The organism is Phenylobacterium soli (assembly GCF_003254475.1).
In the GTDB taxonomy this organism is placed as follows: domain Bacteria; phylum Pseudomonadota; class Alphaproteobacteria; order Caulobacterales; family Caulobacteraceae; genus Phenylobacterium; species Phenylobacterium soli.
This window is the reverse complement of record NZ_QFYQ01000001.1, coordinates 1,742,555-1,757,680: the sequence shown is the minus strand read 5'-3', so window position 1 is coordinate 1,757,680 and position 15,126 is coordinate 1,742,555. Positions and strand designations below refer to the sequence as shown.

Here is a 15,126-nt window from a genome sequence, read left to right as displayed (position 1 = left end):
ATGGCCGACATCTCCACCCTGCTGTCCGAGCGCCCCTCCCCGAAGGAGATGTGGAGCTGGGTGGCGCGTGGCGACGTCGCCCTGGCGATCGGCATCATCGGGATCATCATCCTGCTGATCCTGCCGATCCCGGCCTTCATGCTGGACGCCCTGCTCAGCATGTCGATCACCTCCGCCGTGCTGATCCTGATGACGTCCCTGCTCATCAAGCGGCCGCTGGAGTTCACCGCCTTTCCGTCGGTGCTGCTGGTCACGACCCTCTACCGCCTGGGGCTCAACATCGCCTCGACGCGCCTGATCCTCGGCCACGGCCACGAGGGCGTCCACGGGGCGGGCCACATCATCGAGGCCTTCGGCAAGCTGATGATGGGCGGCTCGTTCGTCATCGGCATCATCGTCTTCGCCATCCTGGTGGTGGTGAACTTCGTGGTCATCACCAAGGGCTCGGGCCGCATCGCCGAAGTGGCGGCGCGCTTCACCCTCGACTCCATGCCCGGCAAGCAGATGGCCATCGACGCCGATCTGTCCTCGGGCCTCATCGACCAGGAAGAGGCCAAGAAGCGCCGCAAGGAGCTGGAGCAGGAATCGACCTTCTTCGGCGCCATGGACGGCGCCTCGAAGTTCGTCCGCGGCGACGCCATCGCGGGCCTGGTGATCCTCGCCATCAATGTCATAGGCGGCATCATCATCGGCGTCGTGCAGCACCACGTGCCGATCGGCCAGGCGTTCTCGACCTACACGATCATGTCGATCGGCGACGGCCTGGTCAGCCAGATCCCCGCGCTGGTCATCTCGATCGCCGCCGGCCTGCTGGTCTCCAAGTCCGGCGTCGAGGGCTCGGCCGACAAGGCCCTGGTCACCCAGCTGGCCATGAACCCGATCAGCCTCGGCATGGTCTCGGCCGCGGCGGGCGTCATCGCCTTCATCCCGGGCATGCCGATCCTGCCGTTCGCGGTCATCTCCATCGGGGCCGGCTCGCTGGCCTGGCGCCGGGCTCAGAAGGGTCCCGAGCTGCCGGCCGTGGAGATCGCGCCCGACGCCCAGCAGGAAGACGAGCCGATCTCCCAGACTCTCGCCATCGACGAGATCAAGATCGAGCTCGGCTACGGCCTCCTGGGCCTGATCAACGACCTCGAGGGCCGCCGCCTCACCGACCAGATCAAGGCTCTGCGCAAGACGCTGGCCGCGGACTTCGGCTTCGTCATGCCGAGCGTGCGGATCCTCGACAACATGCGCCTGCCCTCGCAGGGCTACTGCATCCGCATCAAGGAGATGGAGGCCGGCTCGGGCGAGGTCCGCCTCGGCCAGCTGATGGCCATGGACCCGCGCGGCGGCCAGGTGGAGCTGCCTGGCGAGCACCTGCGCGAACCCGCCTTCGGCCTGCCCGCCACCTGGATCGACGAGAGCCTGCGCGAGGAAGCCACCTTCCACGGCTACACCATCGTCGACCCGGCCACGGTGCTGACCACGCACCTCACCGAAATCCTCAAGGAGAACATGCCGGACCTGCTCTCCTACGCCGAGGTGCAGAAGCTGCTGAACGAGCTGCCGGCCGAGCAGAAGAAGCTGGTCTCCGACCTGATCCCCAACGTGGTCTCGGTGACCACGGTGCAGCGCGTCCTGCAGTCGCTGCTGCGCGAACGGGTCTCGATCCGCGACCTGCCGGCCATCCTCGAAGGCATCGGCGAGGCCGCCCCCCACACCAGCTCGATCACCAACCTCGTCGAACAGGTCCGCGGCCGCCTCTCGCGCCAGCTCTGCTTCGCCTACCGCGGCGACGACGGCGCCCTGCCGATCGTCACCATGAGCGCGGAGTGGGAAGGCGCCTTCGCCGAAGCCCTGGTCGGCCAGGGCGAGGACAAGCAGCTCGCCCTGGCGCCCTCGCGCCTGCAGGACTTCATCCGCGCGATCCGGGAGACCTTCGAGCGCGCCGCCCTCTCGGGCGAGACGCCGGTGCTGCTGACCAGCCCGATGATCCGGCCCTACGTCCGCTCCATCGTCGAGCGTTTCCGCGGCCAGACCCCGGTGATGAGTCAGAACGAGATCCACCCGCGCGCGCGGCTGAAGACCGTCGGCGCGATCTGAGGCCATCCTCGTGAACCCCACAGCCTTCCTGATCGCCTTCGGCGTCGGCCTCGCCTTCCAGGGCGGCATGGTGTGGGCCGGGCGGCGCAACGAGTTCGTCCGCGTCGGCCTGCTGCCGGTGGGCGGCGTGACCCTGTCCCTCGCGGCGGGACTGATCTACGGGCGGCTGTGCGGCCTGTCGGTCATTCCCGCCCTGCTGGGCGGGGCGGCGGCGGGCGCGCTCGGCGCGCTGGTCGCCTTCGCCGTGTCCGTGCGTTTCAAGGATGTCTCGGCGCTCGTGCTCGGGATCGTCGTGGCGGCCTCGCTGGCCACCGGCGCGCTCGGCGCAGCGGTGGGGCGGGTGTTCGCCTGAGGTGAAGTCGCCGCACGGTCTGCCCCGTTGCAGGGCAGGCTTGCGGCTGGTAGCGGTTCGGCAGGGGTCCTCCTCGGACCCGTCAGTCTTGGGATTCGGATGCGGCGAGCTTTCAATCGGCCCGAGGGCACGGGGTGGGCGCTTCTTTGGGACCTGCTCACCTTCGAGCGGCTGATGACCAACGCGGTCATCCACCTGGTCTACTGGGCGGGCCTCGGCGTCATCCTGCTGGTGGCCTTCGGCAGCCTCGGCGCGGCCGTCGGCGTGGCGATCCGCGACCCCCTGCCCTGGGGCATCCTGCTGGCGATCCCGGTGCTGATCGCCGGCCTCCTGGTCACCGCCGTGCTGGTGCTGCTCTGGCGCTCGTTCTGCGAGTTCTATGTGACGATCTTCAAGATCAGCGAGGATCTCACCGCCCTGCGCCAGGAAGCCGACGCCGAACGCGCCCGCCACCCGCGCGGCTGATCATCCCGCCCATTCAGCCTTCGTCGCAGGCCACCGTGCAGTTGTGGCCGGCGTCGCACTGCGGCCCCCCCATGCCCTCGTACCACGCCTGAGGCGCGAGCGGCCGGCACTTGGCCGAAACGGTGTCGAGTTCGAAGGTGGTGTAGGCCATGCGGCCGGGATCGGCGTAGAGGCAGGTCAGCGTCCCGTCCCACATCACCGACCGCTGCAGGTTCACGTTCCGGCCCGGCGGCCTGAAGACGGCCGGCGCATGCGGATCTAGGGTGAGAACGCCCGGGCAAGTGACCGGGATGGTGATCGGGGGCTTGAAACCCGGCTTCGGCTGAGCCGACGCGCCCGAAGCCGATAGCGCCAGCGCCGCCACGATCGCCCAGATCCGTCCCATGACCGTTCCCCCCCAGATGGACATTGGGACCTTCCTAAAGGGCCGCTATCTCCCCGTAAACGGCACGATCGGCAGCTCGACCGCGCTCGCCGCGGCGCCGCCGGTGAACACCCGCTGGGTGGCCTTGCGATAGTCCGCGGGCCTGGCCTGGAAGATGTTCGGAACGAAGCTCTGCGGATTGCGGTCATAGAGCGGGAACCAGCTCGACTGCACCTGCACCATGATCCGGTGGCCGGGCAGGAACACATGGTTCGCATTGGGCAGGACGAACCGGTAGTTCAGCGCCTTGCCGGGAGCGATGCCCTTCGGATGCTCGAAGCTCTCGCGGTAGCGGCCGCGGAAGATGTCCATGGCGATCGGCAGCTCGTAGCCGCCCATCTCGGCCTGTGACGGGACCTCGCCCGGATAGACGTCGATCAGCTTCACCACCCAGTCTGCGTCCGAGCCCGTGGTCGAGGCGAACAGGTTGACCACCGGCGGGCCGGAGATCTGCACCGGCGCCTTCAGCGGCTCGGTCTCGTAGGTCAGCACGTCGGGCCGGCCGTCGACGAAGCGCTGGTCGGCGACCAGCCAGGTGGTCCACTGCGTCCGGTCGTCCGGCTTCACCGGGCGGGCCACGAACGGCACGGGCTTCATCGGATCGGAGACGTAGTCGTCCGAAGCCGCCTTGGCGGGCGACGCGAAGCTGAGGCCGCCGCCGGGGGCAAGGTAGAGCGGCGTCAGCTTGGTCGGACAGGCGCTTTCGCAGGCCAGCGGCCAGCGCTGCAGGCGATCCCAGCGGTCGAGGCCGGTGCGGTAGATGAACACCGGCGGGGTGTCGGCCTTGGGCGCCCCATCCTTCAGGTACTGGTCGAAGAACGGCTTCAGCACGTCGCGGCGGAACTGCAGGGCGGTGTCGCCCTCGAACTTCAGGGCGCCCAGGCTGCGCCCTTCGTAGTTCACCCCCGAGTGCCGCCAGGGGCCGAGCACCAGGTAGTTCTTGTCGTTGGCCGTGTCCTTGGGCTCCGCCGCCGCATAGGCGTGGACCGCGCCCCACATGTCCTCTTGGTCCCACAGGCCCTGCAGCCACATGGTCGGCACGGTCAGCGGCTGGCGGGCCATCTCCTTGTCGAGCGCCTGGTTCTGCCAGAAGGCGTCGTAGGCGGGGTGCTCCAGCACCTTGCGCCACCAGGGCAGTTGTTCCAGCCCGCCCGCGCGGGCGAAGTCGCCGGCCGATCCGGCTCGCAGGAAGTTGGTGTAGTCGTCGAGATCCTGGCGCGGGATGGAGTCCCCCTCGCCGTGCTTGCTGGTCTGTTCGGTGAAGTAGTCGAGGTTCACCTGCCGGAACGCGCCGTAGTGGAACCAGTCGTCGCCCATCCAGCCGTCGACCATCGGGCTTTCCGGCGCGGCGACCTTCAGGGCCGGGTGCGGATGGACCAGCGCCATCACCACCGTGAAGCCCTCGTAGGAGGAGCCGATCATGCCGACCTTGCCGTTGGTCTCGGGCACGTTCTTCACCAGCCAGTCGATGGTGTCGTAGGCGTCGGTGGAGTGGTCGACCTTGGTGTCGTTCAGCGGCCCGATCAGGGGCCGGGTCATGACGTAGTCGCCTTCCGAACCGTACTTGCCGCGCACGTCCTGGAAGACGCGGATGTAGTCGTGGTCCTGCATGAAGGGCTCGTCGCCCTGCGGCATCTCCCCGAGGATGGTGGTCGACAGCGACCGCTCGGCGCGCTTGTCGGCGTTGTACGGCGTGCGGGTCAAAAGGATCGGCAGGTGCGTCCCGCCCTTGGGCACGACGATGACGGTGTGCAGCTTCACCCCGTCGCGCATGGGGATCATCACCTCGCGCTTCACGTAGTCGAACGTGGCGGTCGGGGCGACGAAGGTCCCGGTGATGTCCGGCGTCATGGGCGGGGTCGGCGCCGCCTTGGTCTGCGCAACGGCGGCCGCGCCCCAGGCGGTCAGGACTGCGGCCGAGGCCGCGGCGAGTAGGATGCTGCGCAAGATGTTGCCTCTCGGGAGAAATCGAGCGGCAGACTTAGCCTCAAGACTTCCGCACCTGGAAGGTCTGTTCGCAAAGGAACGGCGTTCGTCGGCGAAACCTGCCCGGGCGCTTAGCGCGCGAGCTTGCGCAGACCGAGCTCGTCCAGCGCCGCGGTCTCGCGTTTGGCCTGGTTGCGGGCCTCCAGGACGCGGGCCTGTTCGGCGACCTGCTCGTACTTCTTCTGCTCTTCGAAGGCCTGGGTCAGGGCATCGCGCGCGCCCTGCTCTTCGATGGCGATGACCTCGATCTCGGCCCGCGCCTGCGCCTTGCGGTCGCGCAGGGCGGCCATGAAGTGGGCGCGGTAGAGTCCGTCCATCGGGTCGGCGTCCGGGCGGGTCATCTCCGCCTCGCCCTCGGCCTCCAGCACGGCGAGCTTCAGCTCCGCCGCCTCTCGCCGGTCGCGCACCTCGGCGAGCCGCTTCTGCAGCGTCTCGACCTCGTAGGTCGCCAGCTTGATCAGTGACTGGGCCCAGCTCATGCCGCGTTGACCCCGAGGATGTCAGCGAGGCCCGCGAACGAGGCGTCCAGCGTCGAGGAATCCTCCTTGTCCTGCGACAGGAACGCCTCCAGCGCCGGATGCAGCTCGATGGCGCGGTCGATCTGCGGGTCGGAGCCCGCCCGGTAGGCGCCGATGCGGATCAGCTCCTCCATGTTCGAATAGGCCGACATCGCCTGGCGCGCCGCCTTGACCAGCTCGCGCTCCATCGGCTCCTGGCAACCGGGCATGGTCCGGCTGATCGACTTCAGGACGTTGATCGCCGGGAAGCGGCCACGCTCGGCGATAGCCCGCTCCATGACGATGTGTCCGTCGAGGATGCCGCGCACGGCGTCGGCGATCGGCTCGTTGTGGTCGTCGCCGTCCACCAGAACGGTGAAGAGCCCGGTGATCGGGCCGGCGCGGGTGCCGTCCGGGCGGATGGGCCCCGGCCCGGCGCGCTCCAGGAGCTTCGGCAATTCGGTGAAGACGGTCGGCGTATAGCCCTTGGTGGTCGGCGGCTCGCCGGCGGCCAGGCCGATCTCGCGCTGGGCCATGGCGAACCGGGTGACGCTGTCCATCATGCACAGGACCTCGAGATCCTGGTCGCGCAGGAACTCGGCGATGGCGAGGGTCATATAGGCTGCCTGGCGCCGCTTCAGCGCCGGCTCGTCGGAGGTGGCGACCACCACGATGGCGCGCTTCAGCCCTTCCTCGCCGAGCGTCTCCTCGATGAACTCGCGAACCTCACGGCCCCGCTCGCCGATCAGCCCGACCACGACCGCATCGCACTCGGCGTTCTTGGCCAGCATCGAGAGCAGCACCGACTTGCCGACGCCGGAGCCGGCGAAGACGCCCAGGCGCTGGCCGCGGCAGCAGGTGGTGAAGACGTTCATGGCCCGGACGCCCAGGTCCAGCCGCTCGCCCACGCGGTCACGGGCGTGGGCCGGCGGCGGCGCGGCGCGCAGCGAATAGGGCACGATGCCCTGGGGCAGCGGCCCCTTGCCGTCGATCGGCTCGCCGAAGGCGTCGACGATGCGGCCCAGCCAGGCCTTGTGGGGACGCACCGCCCCGCCCTGGGGTTCGATCTTGATCGCCGCGCCGGGGGCGACGCCCTCGACCGGGCCGTAGGGCATCAGCAGGGCGCGGGTCTCGCGGAAGCCGACCACCTCGGCCGGCAGGGGCTTTTCGCCATAGCGCTCGATCTCGGCGCGCGCCCCGACGGCGAGGCGGCTCAAGCCGCCGCGGGCCTCGATGAGGAGACCCTGCACGGCGGCCACGCGCCCCGAAACCGTCAGTGGATCCAGCCGCTCGACCGCGGCCACCAGACTCTGCACGAACGCCCCTCGAAACTGCGCCGTTAAGAGTCGGGTGTTCGGTGTTAAGCGGTGGTGAAGATCGGCAGGTTTTGCCGGGTGGCCCAGGGCCACTCGCCGGGCCGCTCGCAGGCCGCTCGCAGGCCGCTCGCGCGCTCGGAAAACAGCGTGACGGGGAACCCCTGCTTCGCCGGTTCCGTCCAATCACAAAAGATTCAACGCGACCGCGAGTCGCGCGGACTCAAGCCCCGCTTGAACACGATTCTCAAATCGGATTAACGATTCGGCTCAGAGGGACACCACTCGTTAACCAGTCTTAAATTAACTCGGCGGCAAGTTATCCGGCGAGGATCGGGGCGGATTCACAGAATTCGCGGGCATGTGCGGGAATAGGGTAGGAGAGCCTGATGCGCGTACTGTTGATCGAGGACGACAGCGCTACCGCGCAGAGCATCGAGCTGATGCTTAAGTCCGAAGGTTTCAACGTCTATACCACCGACCTGGGTGAGGAGGGCGTGGACCTCGGGAAGATCTACGACTACGACCTGATCCTGCTCGATCTGAACCTTCCCGACATGAGCGGCATGGACGTGCTGCGCACCCTGCGGGTCGGCAAGATCAACACCCCGATCATGATCCTGTCCGGCACGGCCGAGATCGAGACGAAGGTGAAGACCTTCTCCGGCGGCGCCGACGACTACATGACCAAGCCGTTCCACAAGGACGAGCTGGTCGCCCGCATCCACGCCGTGGTCCGCCGCTCCAAGGGCCACGCCCAGTCGGTGATCAAGACCGGCGACATCGTGGTCAATCTCGACGCCAAGACGGTCGAAGTGAACGGCATCCGCGTCCACCTCACCGGAAAAGAATACCAGATGCTGGAGCTGCTTTCGCTCCGGAAGGGCACCACCCTGACCAAGGAGATGTTCCTGAACCATCTCTATGGCGGCATGGACGAGCCCGAGTTGAAGATCATCGACGTGTTCATCTGCAAGCTGCGCAAGAAGCTGGCGGCCGCCGCCAACGGCAAACACCACATCGAGACCGTCTGGGGCCGCGGCTACGTGCTGCGCGACCCGATGGAAGGCGCCGTCGCCGCCTGACCGGTTTAGTTCGAGGAGAGTACGGAACGCCCGCCTCCAAAGGCGGGCGTTTTCGTTTGCGCCGCCTGCGGCTAGGGTCTCGCTCCACGTCTTCTGGGGAGGGACGACATGGGACGCCTGCTCGCGCTGGTCGCGGCCTTGATCGGGGCGGCGCTGATCGCCTGGACGGTCCAGCAGCCGCCCAAGCCCCGCCCGCTCTCGACGCCGGCCGACCAGTTCAGCGCGGAGCGTGCGATGGCGGACGTCCGCGCCATGGCGCCCGTCCCGCATCCGGTCGGCTCGGAGGCCAACCACGCCGTCCGTGACCGGCTCGTCGCGCGCATGGCCGCGCTCGGTCTCTCGCCGCAGGTGCGGGCCGGCGTCGGCGCCGCCAAGAACGATCGGGTGGCCGGCCTCGTCCTCGGCGGCCAGGTGGAGAACATCGTCGGCGTCCTGCCCGGCCGTGACCGCGCCGCGCCGGCCGTGGCGCTCATGGCCCACTACGACAGCGTGCCGGGCTCCCCCGGCGCGGCCGACGACGCCGCGGGCGTCGCCTCGGCGCTCGAGATCGTTCGCGCCCTGAAGGCCCAGGGAACGCCGGCCCGCGACGTCCTCGTCCTGCTCACCGATGGCGAGGAGGCGGGCCTCCTCGGGGCCAACGCCTTCTTCCGGGCCGACCCGCTCGCCCACCACGTCGGCTTCGTCATCAACATGGAGGCGCGCGGCAGCGCCGGCCGCGTCCAGATGTTCCAGACGGGGGCCGACAACGGCCCGACCATCGCGCTCCTGCGCAAGGCGGCCGTGCGCCCGCAGTCGGCCTCCCTGGCGGTGTTCATCTACGAGCACATGCCCAACGACACCGATTTCACGGAGGCCAAGAAAGCCGGGCTCGCAGGCCTCAACTTCGCCTTCGCCGGCCGCCAGTTCGACTACCATTCGCCGTCCTCGACGCCCGCCACCCTCGATCCCGGCACGCTGCAGGACATGGGTCAGCAAGGGCTGGCCGCCGCCCGCGCCGCGGCCTTTGCGCCGGATCTGCCGGGCCGCGCGCCGAACGTCGTCTACAGCCAGGTGTTCGGAAACCTGATCATCGCCTACGCCCCGGCGATCGGCTGGGTGGTCCTGGCCCTCAGCGCCGTCTTGATCATCCTGGCCACGGTGCGGGCCCGCCGCCGGGAAGGGTTCGCGCGCACGGACATCCTGCGCGGCATGGGCGCCGCCCTCTTCGCGGTGCTCGGCGCGGTGACCCTGCTGCACTTCGCCCGGCGCGCCACCGGCGCGGGGTTCGGCTTCATGGAGCAGCGCTTCCTCCTGGCCCAGGTCACGCGCTGGGAGAGCGCTCTTATCCTGCTCGGCCTGGGCTTCCTGCTGGCGGCCATCGCCGAGATCGCCCGCGGCCGCCGGCTGATGGCCCTCGTCCCGCTGCTTGCCGGGCTCGCCGCCTCCGCCTTTGGCGGCTTCGACCCGGTCGGCCTTGGCCTCGGCGTCGCCGCCGCCCTGGTCGCCGTGGCCGCCTATGGCCGGCCCGTCAGTCGCGCCGGCGCCTGGTCGGGGGCGCTCCTCTTCGGCCTCCTGCTCGCGGTGGCGGCCCAGGCGCTGGCCGCACCGGTCGCCTTCATCGTCGCCTGGCCCCTGGCGCTCGCCGCCCTGGCTGCGGCGCTCACCGACATGTCCAGCCGCCGCGGCGTCGCCAGCCTGGTGCTCATCGGCCTCGCCGCCGCCGTCGGGCTCGGCTGGCTGGCCGGCTACGCCCACGCGGCCTTCATCAGCCTCGACCTCGTCGAGCTCATGGCCATCAGCCTCCTCGGCGCAGCCCTGCTCGTCTGGCCCCTCGCCCAACCGACAGAGGGCGCGCCGCCCGAGCGGCTCGTCGGACCCGCCCTGGTGATCCTCGGCCTCGCCCTCACCGTCGCCGTCCGGGTCAACCAGCCCTACGACGCCCGCTTCCCCCAGGCCTCCTACGTCGCCTACCAGCTCGACCAGGACGCCCGCCGCGGCTGGCTGGTCAGCGACACCCCCGAGCGCAGCGCCTGGGCCGACGCCGTCCTGAAATCCGCCGGTGGCAAGCTCACCAAGCTCAGCCACTGGGTCTGGCGCAGACCCGTGGACGCCGCGCCCGCGCCTTACCTCGCCGCCCCGGCCCCCGAGATGACGCTCTCGCGCCGGCCGGACGGCGCCCTGTCGCTGCGCGTCCTCCCGCCGGCCGGCTCGCGCCAGATCGCCCTCGCCCTGACGCCCGACACGCCCGCCACCCTGGTGAGCATCCAGGGCGCGCCGATCGGGATGCCGCTCGCGCCCGGCGCCGTCTCGCGCGTCCGCTGGGACGCGGCGAAGGATGGGCTGGAGCTGATCCTGAAGCCCGCGGGGCCCGGAACCCTGACCGTGAAGTACGCGGCCAGGCTGCCGCGCTGGCCCGACGGCGCACCGCCCCTGCCGAGCCGCCCGGCGCAAGTCATGCCCTTCAATGACTCGGATTCGACCCTGGTCACCGGCGCGCGCCGGCTGGCTTGGTGATCGCCGCCGGATTGGGTAACCAGAGCCCCATGAGCGACGTCACCATCTACCACAACCCGAACTGCGGCACCTCGCGCAACACCCTCGAGCTGCTCCGCGAAAAGGGTCTCAAGCCCAAGGTCGTGGAGTACCTCAAGACCGGCTGGACCGAGCCGCTGCTGAAGGACCTGCTGGCCCGCATGGGCGGCGCCTCACCGCGCGACATCCTGCGGGTCCGCGGCACCGACGCCGAGGAACGCGGCCTCACCGCGCCCGACGTCTCCGACGCCGCCATCCTGAAGGCCATGACCGAGAACCCGATCCTGGTGGAGCGCCCGATCGTCTCGACGCCCAAGGGCGCCGTGCTCTGCCGTCCCAAGGAGCGGGTGCTCGAGGTCCTCTGAGGACCTTCCCGCCTGAGACAAATCGACCGGGAGCCGCACGCCCCGTTTGCGGTCATCTTCCTGTCGCCTTCGCGCGGCATCAGCGCGGGCCAAGAACAACAAGCTTCGCCGGCCGGCCCCAAGGCGATGGGCCGGACCAGTTCGCCAGTATGAGTTCGGGGGCGTGATGGAAGACTACGAGCCGCGGCGCCTGTCGCTCCGCCTTGCGCCGCGCGTGATGGCCCTCGCCGCCGTGCTGCTGGCCGTGTTCGTCGCCTGGAAGGTCATCGACCTGCGCGCCGCGCCCAAAGCGGCTCCTCGCCCCGCCGTCGCGGCCCAGGCCGCCGCTCCGCCCCAGCCGGCGTTCGCCCCACCCGAGGCGGTGCTGATCAAGGTCGCTCGGGGGGAGACCCTCGAAGCCGCCATCCTGCGCCTCGGCATCCCCGCCGTGGAGGCGCGCCAGGTGGTCGACGTCCTCGGCCAGGCCATGGACACCGTGCACATCGAGGCCGGCCTCGCGCTCGAGGCCGCGGTGGCCCGGCCCCGCGCGCCGCAGGGCTCGGTGCGGCTCGTCGGCCTGTCTCTGCGCACCGGACCCGCCAGCGCCCTGACGCTGTCGCGCACCTTCGACGGCGCCCTGAGCCTGCGCCAGCTCGACGAGAAGATCCGTGACGACACCGTCGCCGCCGACGGAGCCATCGAGGGCTCGCTCTACGAAACAGCCGAGAAGCTCGGCGCGACGCCGGCCATCACCGCCCAGGTGATGAAGCTCTTCTCCCACAAGCTCGATTTCCAGCGCGACATCCAGCCGGGCGACCGGTTCAAGCTGGTATTCGACCGCAAGGTCACCGAGAGCGGCCGCACCATCTCCGCGGGCGACCTCGAGTACGCCGAGCTGCACGGTGTGAAATTCTACCGCTTCGAACGCGGCCGAAACGTCGAGTACTTCGACGAGACCGGCAAGAACATCAAAGGCTTCCTGCTCAAAACCCCCGTCGACGGCGCGCGCATCACCTCCCTGTTCGGCCTGCGCCGCCATCCCGTGCTGGGCTACACCCGGGCCCACGAGGGCATCGACTTCGGAGCCGGGGTCGGCACGCCGATCCTGGCGGCGGGCGACGGCGTGGTGCTGGAGGCGCGGCGCTGGGGCGGCTACGGCAACTGGCTGCGGATCCGCCACACCGCCGGCTGGGACACCGGCTATGGCCACATCTCCCGCTACGCTCCCGGCATCCGGCCCGGCGTCCACGTCCGCCAGGGCCAGGTCGTGGCCTATGTCGGCGCCACGGGGCTCGCCACGGGCCCGCACCTGCACTACGAGATCTGGCGGAACGGCGCGCGGGTGAACCCGCTCTCCACCCGGGTCCCGCAGGGCTCGGTGCTGGCGGGCGCGGAGCTCGCCCGGTTCCGGGCGGCGAAGGCGCGGATCGACGGCCTTCTGGCCGCTCCCCGCACCACCGCCGTGGCCGACAGCGGCGGCGGCCCGATCCGCCGCTGAGCAGCCGGAGAGACCCCGACCGCATGTCCCTCGACCTTCAGGCCTACAACTACCTGAAAGAGACCGTCGGCGGCTGGACCGCGCCGCCGCCGCTCGCGCACCTCAACGGCGTGCTCCGCGTGCTCACCCGCTGGCGCCAGCTGCGCCTGGTCCAGACCTACCAGCAGCGGCACGGGACGATCATCTGGGCCGGTCCGTTCAAGGGCATGGACTACATCGGCAACTCCGCCGAAGGCGCGCTCATGCCGCGCCTCCTGGGCAGCTACGAGTCCGAGCTTCACCCGCACCTGCGCGCCCTGGCCGACGAGGGGCTCGACTGCGTCGTCGATGTGGGCTGCGCCGAAGGCTACTACGCCGTGGGCCTCGCCCGCATGCTGCCGACGATCACGGTCCACGCGCACGACATCGACGCCAAGGCGCAGGCCGCCTGCCGGGCGCTGGCGGCCAAGAACGGCGTGGCCGACCGGGTGATGGTCGGGGGCGAGTTCAAGCCGGAGGACTTCAACGCCTTCGCCGGCCGCCGCGCCCTGGTCATCGTCGACGCCGAGGGCGCCGAGATGGACATCCTGCGGCCGGACCTCGGGCCCGGCCTCGCCCAGCTCAAGATCCTGGTGGAGACGCACGACATCAGCCGCCCCGGTGCGCTCGCCGCCATGGTCGAGCGGTTCTCGCCGACCCACGACATCATCCGCGTCGACCAGCAGTACCTGCCCTTCGAGCCGCCGCCCTGGTTCCAGGGTCTGCCGCACCTCGACCGGCTGATCGCCCTCTGGGAGTGGCGCGTCACGGCGACCCCCTGGCTGGTCATGCGGCCGAAGGCGGGCTGGCCCGCAAGGGCCTGATCGGCGACCATTCATCCGCGTCGTCGATTGATCCGCGTCAAGGCGGCCTCGCCGCCGCGCGCGCCAACTGGCGCCATGCGCAGCTTCGTCCTCGCCGCTCCGATCGCCGCCCTCGCCCTCCTCGCCGTGGCGCCCTCCGCGTTCGCCGCGGATCGCGCCGACCTTCATCGCGGCGAACAGTTGGTCGAGCGGTACTGCGCCGGCTGCCACGCGGTGCGCCAGAGCGGGGCCAGCCCCAACGCCGCCGCCCCGCCGTTCCGCGACCTGCACACCCGCTACCAGATCGACGACCTGGCCGAAGGCCTCGCCGAGGGGCTGCTCACCGGCCACCCGGCCATGCCGGAATTCGAATTCAGCCCGAGCGACGTCCAAGCGATCATCGCCTATCTGAAGTCGATCCAGACCCACCAGGACGCCGCCCTGCCGCGCGCCTCAGGCCGCTAGGCTCAACCGAACGGGCGCAATGAAAAAGGGGCCGCCGAAGCAGCCCCTTCATCGTCTCGGATCGGATCCCCGCGCTTAGGCGTCGAACACGATCACAGAACGGGCCACCGCGCCGGTCTTCATCTCGGTGAAGGCCTCGTTGACCTGGTCGAGCTTGATGCGGCGCGAGATCATGTCGTCCAGCTTCAGCTTGCCGGACATGTAGAAGTCGACCAGTCGCGGCATGTCGATCGGGAAGCGGTTGGAGCCCATCAGCGAGCCCTGGATGCGCTTCTCGCCCAGGAAGGCCGCGCCCATCAGGTTCACCGTCTGGCCGACCGGGATCATGCCGATGATGTTGGCCGTGCCGCCGCGGCGCAGCATGTTGAACGACTGCTCGGCGGTCTTGGCCAGGCCGATGGCCTCGAACGAGTGGTGCACCCCGCCCTTGGTCATCTCGATCACTTCCTTCACCACGTCCTTGTCCTTGGCGCAGATGAAGTCCGTGGCCCCGAAGGCCTTGGCCATGTTCTCCTTACCCTCGGCCATGTCGATGGCGATGATCCGGCTGGCGCCGGCGATCGCCGCGCCGTTGACCGCCGCCAGGCCCACGCCGCCCAGGCCGATGACCGCCACGGTCTCGCCCGGCTGGACCTTGGAGGTGTGGAACACCGCGCCGACGCCAGTCATCACCCCGCAGCCGATCAGGGCGGCGCGGTCGAGCGGCATGTCGGGGCGGATCGCCACGCAGGCGTGCTCGTGTATCAGCATCTGCTCGGCGAAGGACGACAGGTTCAGGTACTGGTTCATCGGGCCGGTCGCGGCCGTGATCCGCGGCTCCTCGCCGGCTTCGCGCTTGGTCTCCGGCGACACGCACAGGCTCATCCGGCCGCCCAGGCAGAACTCGCAGTGGCCGCAGAAGGCGGACAGGCAGGTGATCACGTGGTCGCCCGGCTTAACCGTTCGCACTTCCGAGCCCACCGCCTCGACGACGCCGGCGCTCTCGTGGCCCAGCACCGCCGGCAGCGGGTGCGGATAGGAGCCCTCGATGAAGTGCAGGTCGGAGTGGCAGACGCCGGCGGCGGCGGTGCGGATCAGCACCTCGTGCGGACCCGGCTTGTTGATCTGGACGTCTTCGATCTGAAGCGGCTTGCCGACTTCGCGCAGGACTGCGGCCTTCATGGCGTTCCTTCCCCACTGAATTTCGAACGATTGTTCGTCGTCGAAAGCCTTATCGCCGTTCAGTCGCCACGGCCAAGGGGGTTTCGAGCGCGACCTTACGTAATTTCAAGTCGACGTGA

The 15,126-nt window shown here is 69.7% G+C and carries 14 protein-coding genes; 9 read left to right on the top strand and 5 right to left on the bottom strand.

The window, feature by feature from the left end; translation table 11 throughout:
- The 3 genes from flhA to DJ017_RS08730 all read left to right on the top strand — a co-directional run bounded on the left by flhA (position 1) and on the right by DJ017_RS08730 (position 2,902).
- Positions 1-2,085, top strand: a complete 2,085-nt coding sequence (flhA, locus tag DJ017_RS08740) for a flagellar biosynthesis protein FlhA (RefSeq protein WP_111528355.1) — start codon at positions 1-3, stop codon at positions 2,083-2,085.
- A 10-nt stretch (positions 2,086-2,095) separates the two neighbouring features.
- Entirely contained in the window at positions 2,096-2,437 is a 342-nt protein-coding gene (locus DJ017_RS08735) for a hypothetical protein (protein ID WP_111528354.1), read from the top strand.
- Positions 2,438-2,536: 99 nt separating this feature from the next.
- On the top strand, positions 2,537-2,902 hold the full coding sequence (locus tag DJ017_RS08730) for a DUF4282 domain-containing protein (protein ID WP_111528353.1): 366 nt from the start codon (positions 2,537-2,539) through the stop codon (positions 2,900-2,902).
- A 13-nt stretch (positions 2,903-2,915) separates the two neighbouring features.
- On the opposite strand, the gene DJ017_RS08725 is transcribed toward DJ017_RS08730, so the two are convergent.
- The 4 genes from DJ017_RS08725 to fliI all read right to left on the bottom strand — a co-directional run bounded on the left by DJ017_RS08725 (position 2,916) and on the right by fliI (position 7,125).
- Positions 2,916-3,311: a hypothetical protein gene (locus tag DJ017_RS08725; RefSeq protein ID WP_133255422.1), complete on the bottom strand. Its 396-nt coding sequence runs from the start codon at positions 3,309-3,311 to the stop codon at positions 2,916-2,918.
- Between the two features lie 21 nt (positions 3,312-3,332).
- Positions 3,333-5,276: a CocE/NonD family hydrolase gene (locus tag DJ017_RS08720; protein WP_377284612.1), complete on the bottom strand. Its 1,944-nt coding sequence runs from the start codon at positions 5,274-5,276 to the stop codon at positions 3,333-3,335.
- A 107-nt stretch (positions 5,277-5,383) separates the two neighbouring features.
- Entirely contained in the window at positions 5,384-5,791 is a 408-nt protein-coding gene (locus DJ017_RS08715; protein ID WP_111528351.1) for a flagellar export protein FliJ, read from the bottom strand.
- Positions 5,788-7,125: a flagellar protein export ATPase FliI gene (gene fliI / locus DJ017_RS08710; protein ID WP_111528350.1), complete on the bottom strand. Its 1,338-nt coding sequence runs from the start codon at positions 7,123-7,125 to the stop codon at positions 5,788-5,790. Before fliI ends, DJ017_RS08715 begins: the two co-directional genes overlap by 4 nt.
- A gap of 386 nt (positions 7,126-7,511) precedes the next feature.
- Between fliI and ctrA the strand changes: the two genes are divergently transcribed.
- The 6 genes from ctrA to DJ017_RS08680 all read left to right on the top strand — a co-directional run bounded on the left by ctrA (position 7,512) and on the right by DJ017_RS08680 (position 13,846).
- A complete protein-coding gene (gene ctrA, locus DJ017_RS08705; protein ID WP_111528349.1) occupies positions 7,512-8,207 on the top strand; it encodes a response regulator transcription factor CtrA in 696 nt (231 codons plus the stop codon).
- Between the two features lie 108 nt (positions 8,208-8,315).
- Positions 8,316-10,700: a M20/M25/M40 family metallo-hydrolase gene (locus DJ017_RS08700; protein WP_111528348.1), complete on the top strand. Its 2,385-nt coding sequence runs from the start codon at positions 8,316-8,318 to the stop codon at positions 10,698-10,700.
- A gap of 29 nt (positions 10,701-10,729) precedes the next feature.
- Positions 10,730-11,083: an arsenate reductase (glutaredoxin) gene (arsC, locus tag DJ017_RS08695; RefSeq protein ID WP_111528347.1), complete on the top strand. Its 354-nt coding sequence runs from the start codon at positions 10,730-10,732 to the stop codon at positions 11,081-11,083.
- 166 nt (positions 11,084-11,249) lie between these two features.
- Positions 11,250-12,560: a M23 family metallopeptidase gene (locus DJ017_RS08690; protein WP_111528346.1), complete on the top strand. Its 1,311-nt coding sequence runs from the start codon at positions 11,250-11,252 to the stop codon at positions 12,558-12,560.
- Between the two features lie 23 nt (positions 12,561-12,583).
- Complete coding sequence (locus DJ017_RS08685; RefSeq protein WP_111528345.1) at positions 12,584-13,402, top strand: class I SAM-dependent methyltransferase; 819 nt, start codon at positions 12,584-12,586, stop codon at positions 13,400-13,402.
- Between the two features lie 75 nt (positions 13,403-13,477).
- Positions 13,478-13,846 (top strand): c-type cytochrome, encoded by a 369-nt coding sequence (locus DJ017_RS08680; protein WP_111530025.1) that lies wholly within the window; start codon positions 13,478-13,480, stop codon positions 13,844-13,846.
- 75 nt (positions 13,847-13,921) lie between these two features.
- On the opposite strand, the gene DJ017_RS08675 is transcribed toward DJ017_RS08680, so the two are convergent.
- The gene (locus tag DJ017_RS08675) at positions 13,922-15,007 is read right to left on the bottom strand and encodes a Zn-dependent alcohol dehydrogenase (RefSeq protein WP_111528344.1); all 1,086 of its coding nucleotides are present in this window, start codon (positions 15,005-15,007) and stop codon (positions 13,922-13,924) included.
- Between the last annotated feature and the right edge of the window lie 119 nt (positions 15,008-15,126).

Coding starts and splice junctions, on each gene's coding strand:
- flhA (WP_111528355.1), top strand. CDS start 1: ATGGCCGACATCTCCACCCTGCTGTCCGAGCGCCCCTCCCCGAAGGAG.
- DJ017_RS08730 (WP_111528353.1), top strand. CDS start 2,537: ATGCGGCGAGCTTTCAATCGGCCCGAGGGCACGGGGTGGGCGCTTCTT.
- DJ017_RS08725 (WP_133255422.1), bottom strand. CDS start 3,311: ATGTCCATCTGGGGGGGAACGGTCATGGGACGGATCTGGGCGATCGTG.
- DJ017_RS08715 (WP_111528351.1), bottom strand. CDS start 5,791: ATGAGCTGGGCCCAGTCACTGATCAAGCTGGCGACCTACGAGGTCGAG.
- ctrA (WP_111528349.1), top strand. CDS start 7,512: ATGCGCGTACTGTTGATCGAGGACGACAGCGCTACCGCGCAGAGCATC.
- DJ017_RS08700 (WP_111528348.1), top strand. CDS start 8,316: ATGGGACGCCTGCTCGCGCTGGTCGCGGCCTTGATCGGGGCGGCGCTG.
- arsC (WP_111528347.1), top strand. CDS start 10,730: ATGAGCGACGTCACCATCTACCACAACCCGAACTGCGGCACCTCGCGC.
- DJ017_RS08690 (WP_111528346.1), top strand. CDS start 11,250: ATGGAAGACTACGAGCCGCGGCGCCTGTCGCTCCGCCTTGCGCCGCGC.
- DJ017_RS08685 (WP_111528345.1), top strand. CDS start 12,584: ATGTCCCTCGACCTTCAGGCCTACAACTACCTGAAAGAGACCGTCGGC.
- DJ017_RS08680 (WP_111530025.1), top strand. CDS start 13,478: ATGCGCAGCTTCGTCCTCGCCGCTCCGATCGCCGCCCTCGCCCTCCTC.
- DJ017_RS08675 (WP_111528344.1), bottom strand. CDS start 15,007: ATGAAGGCCGCAGTCCTGCGCGAAGTCGGCAAGCCGCTTCAGATCGAA.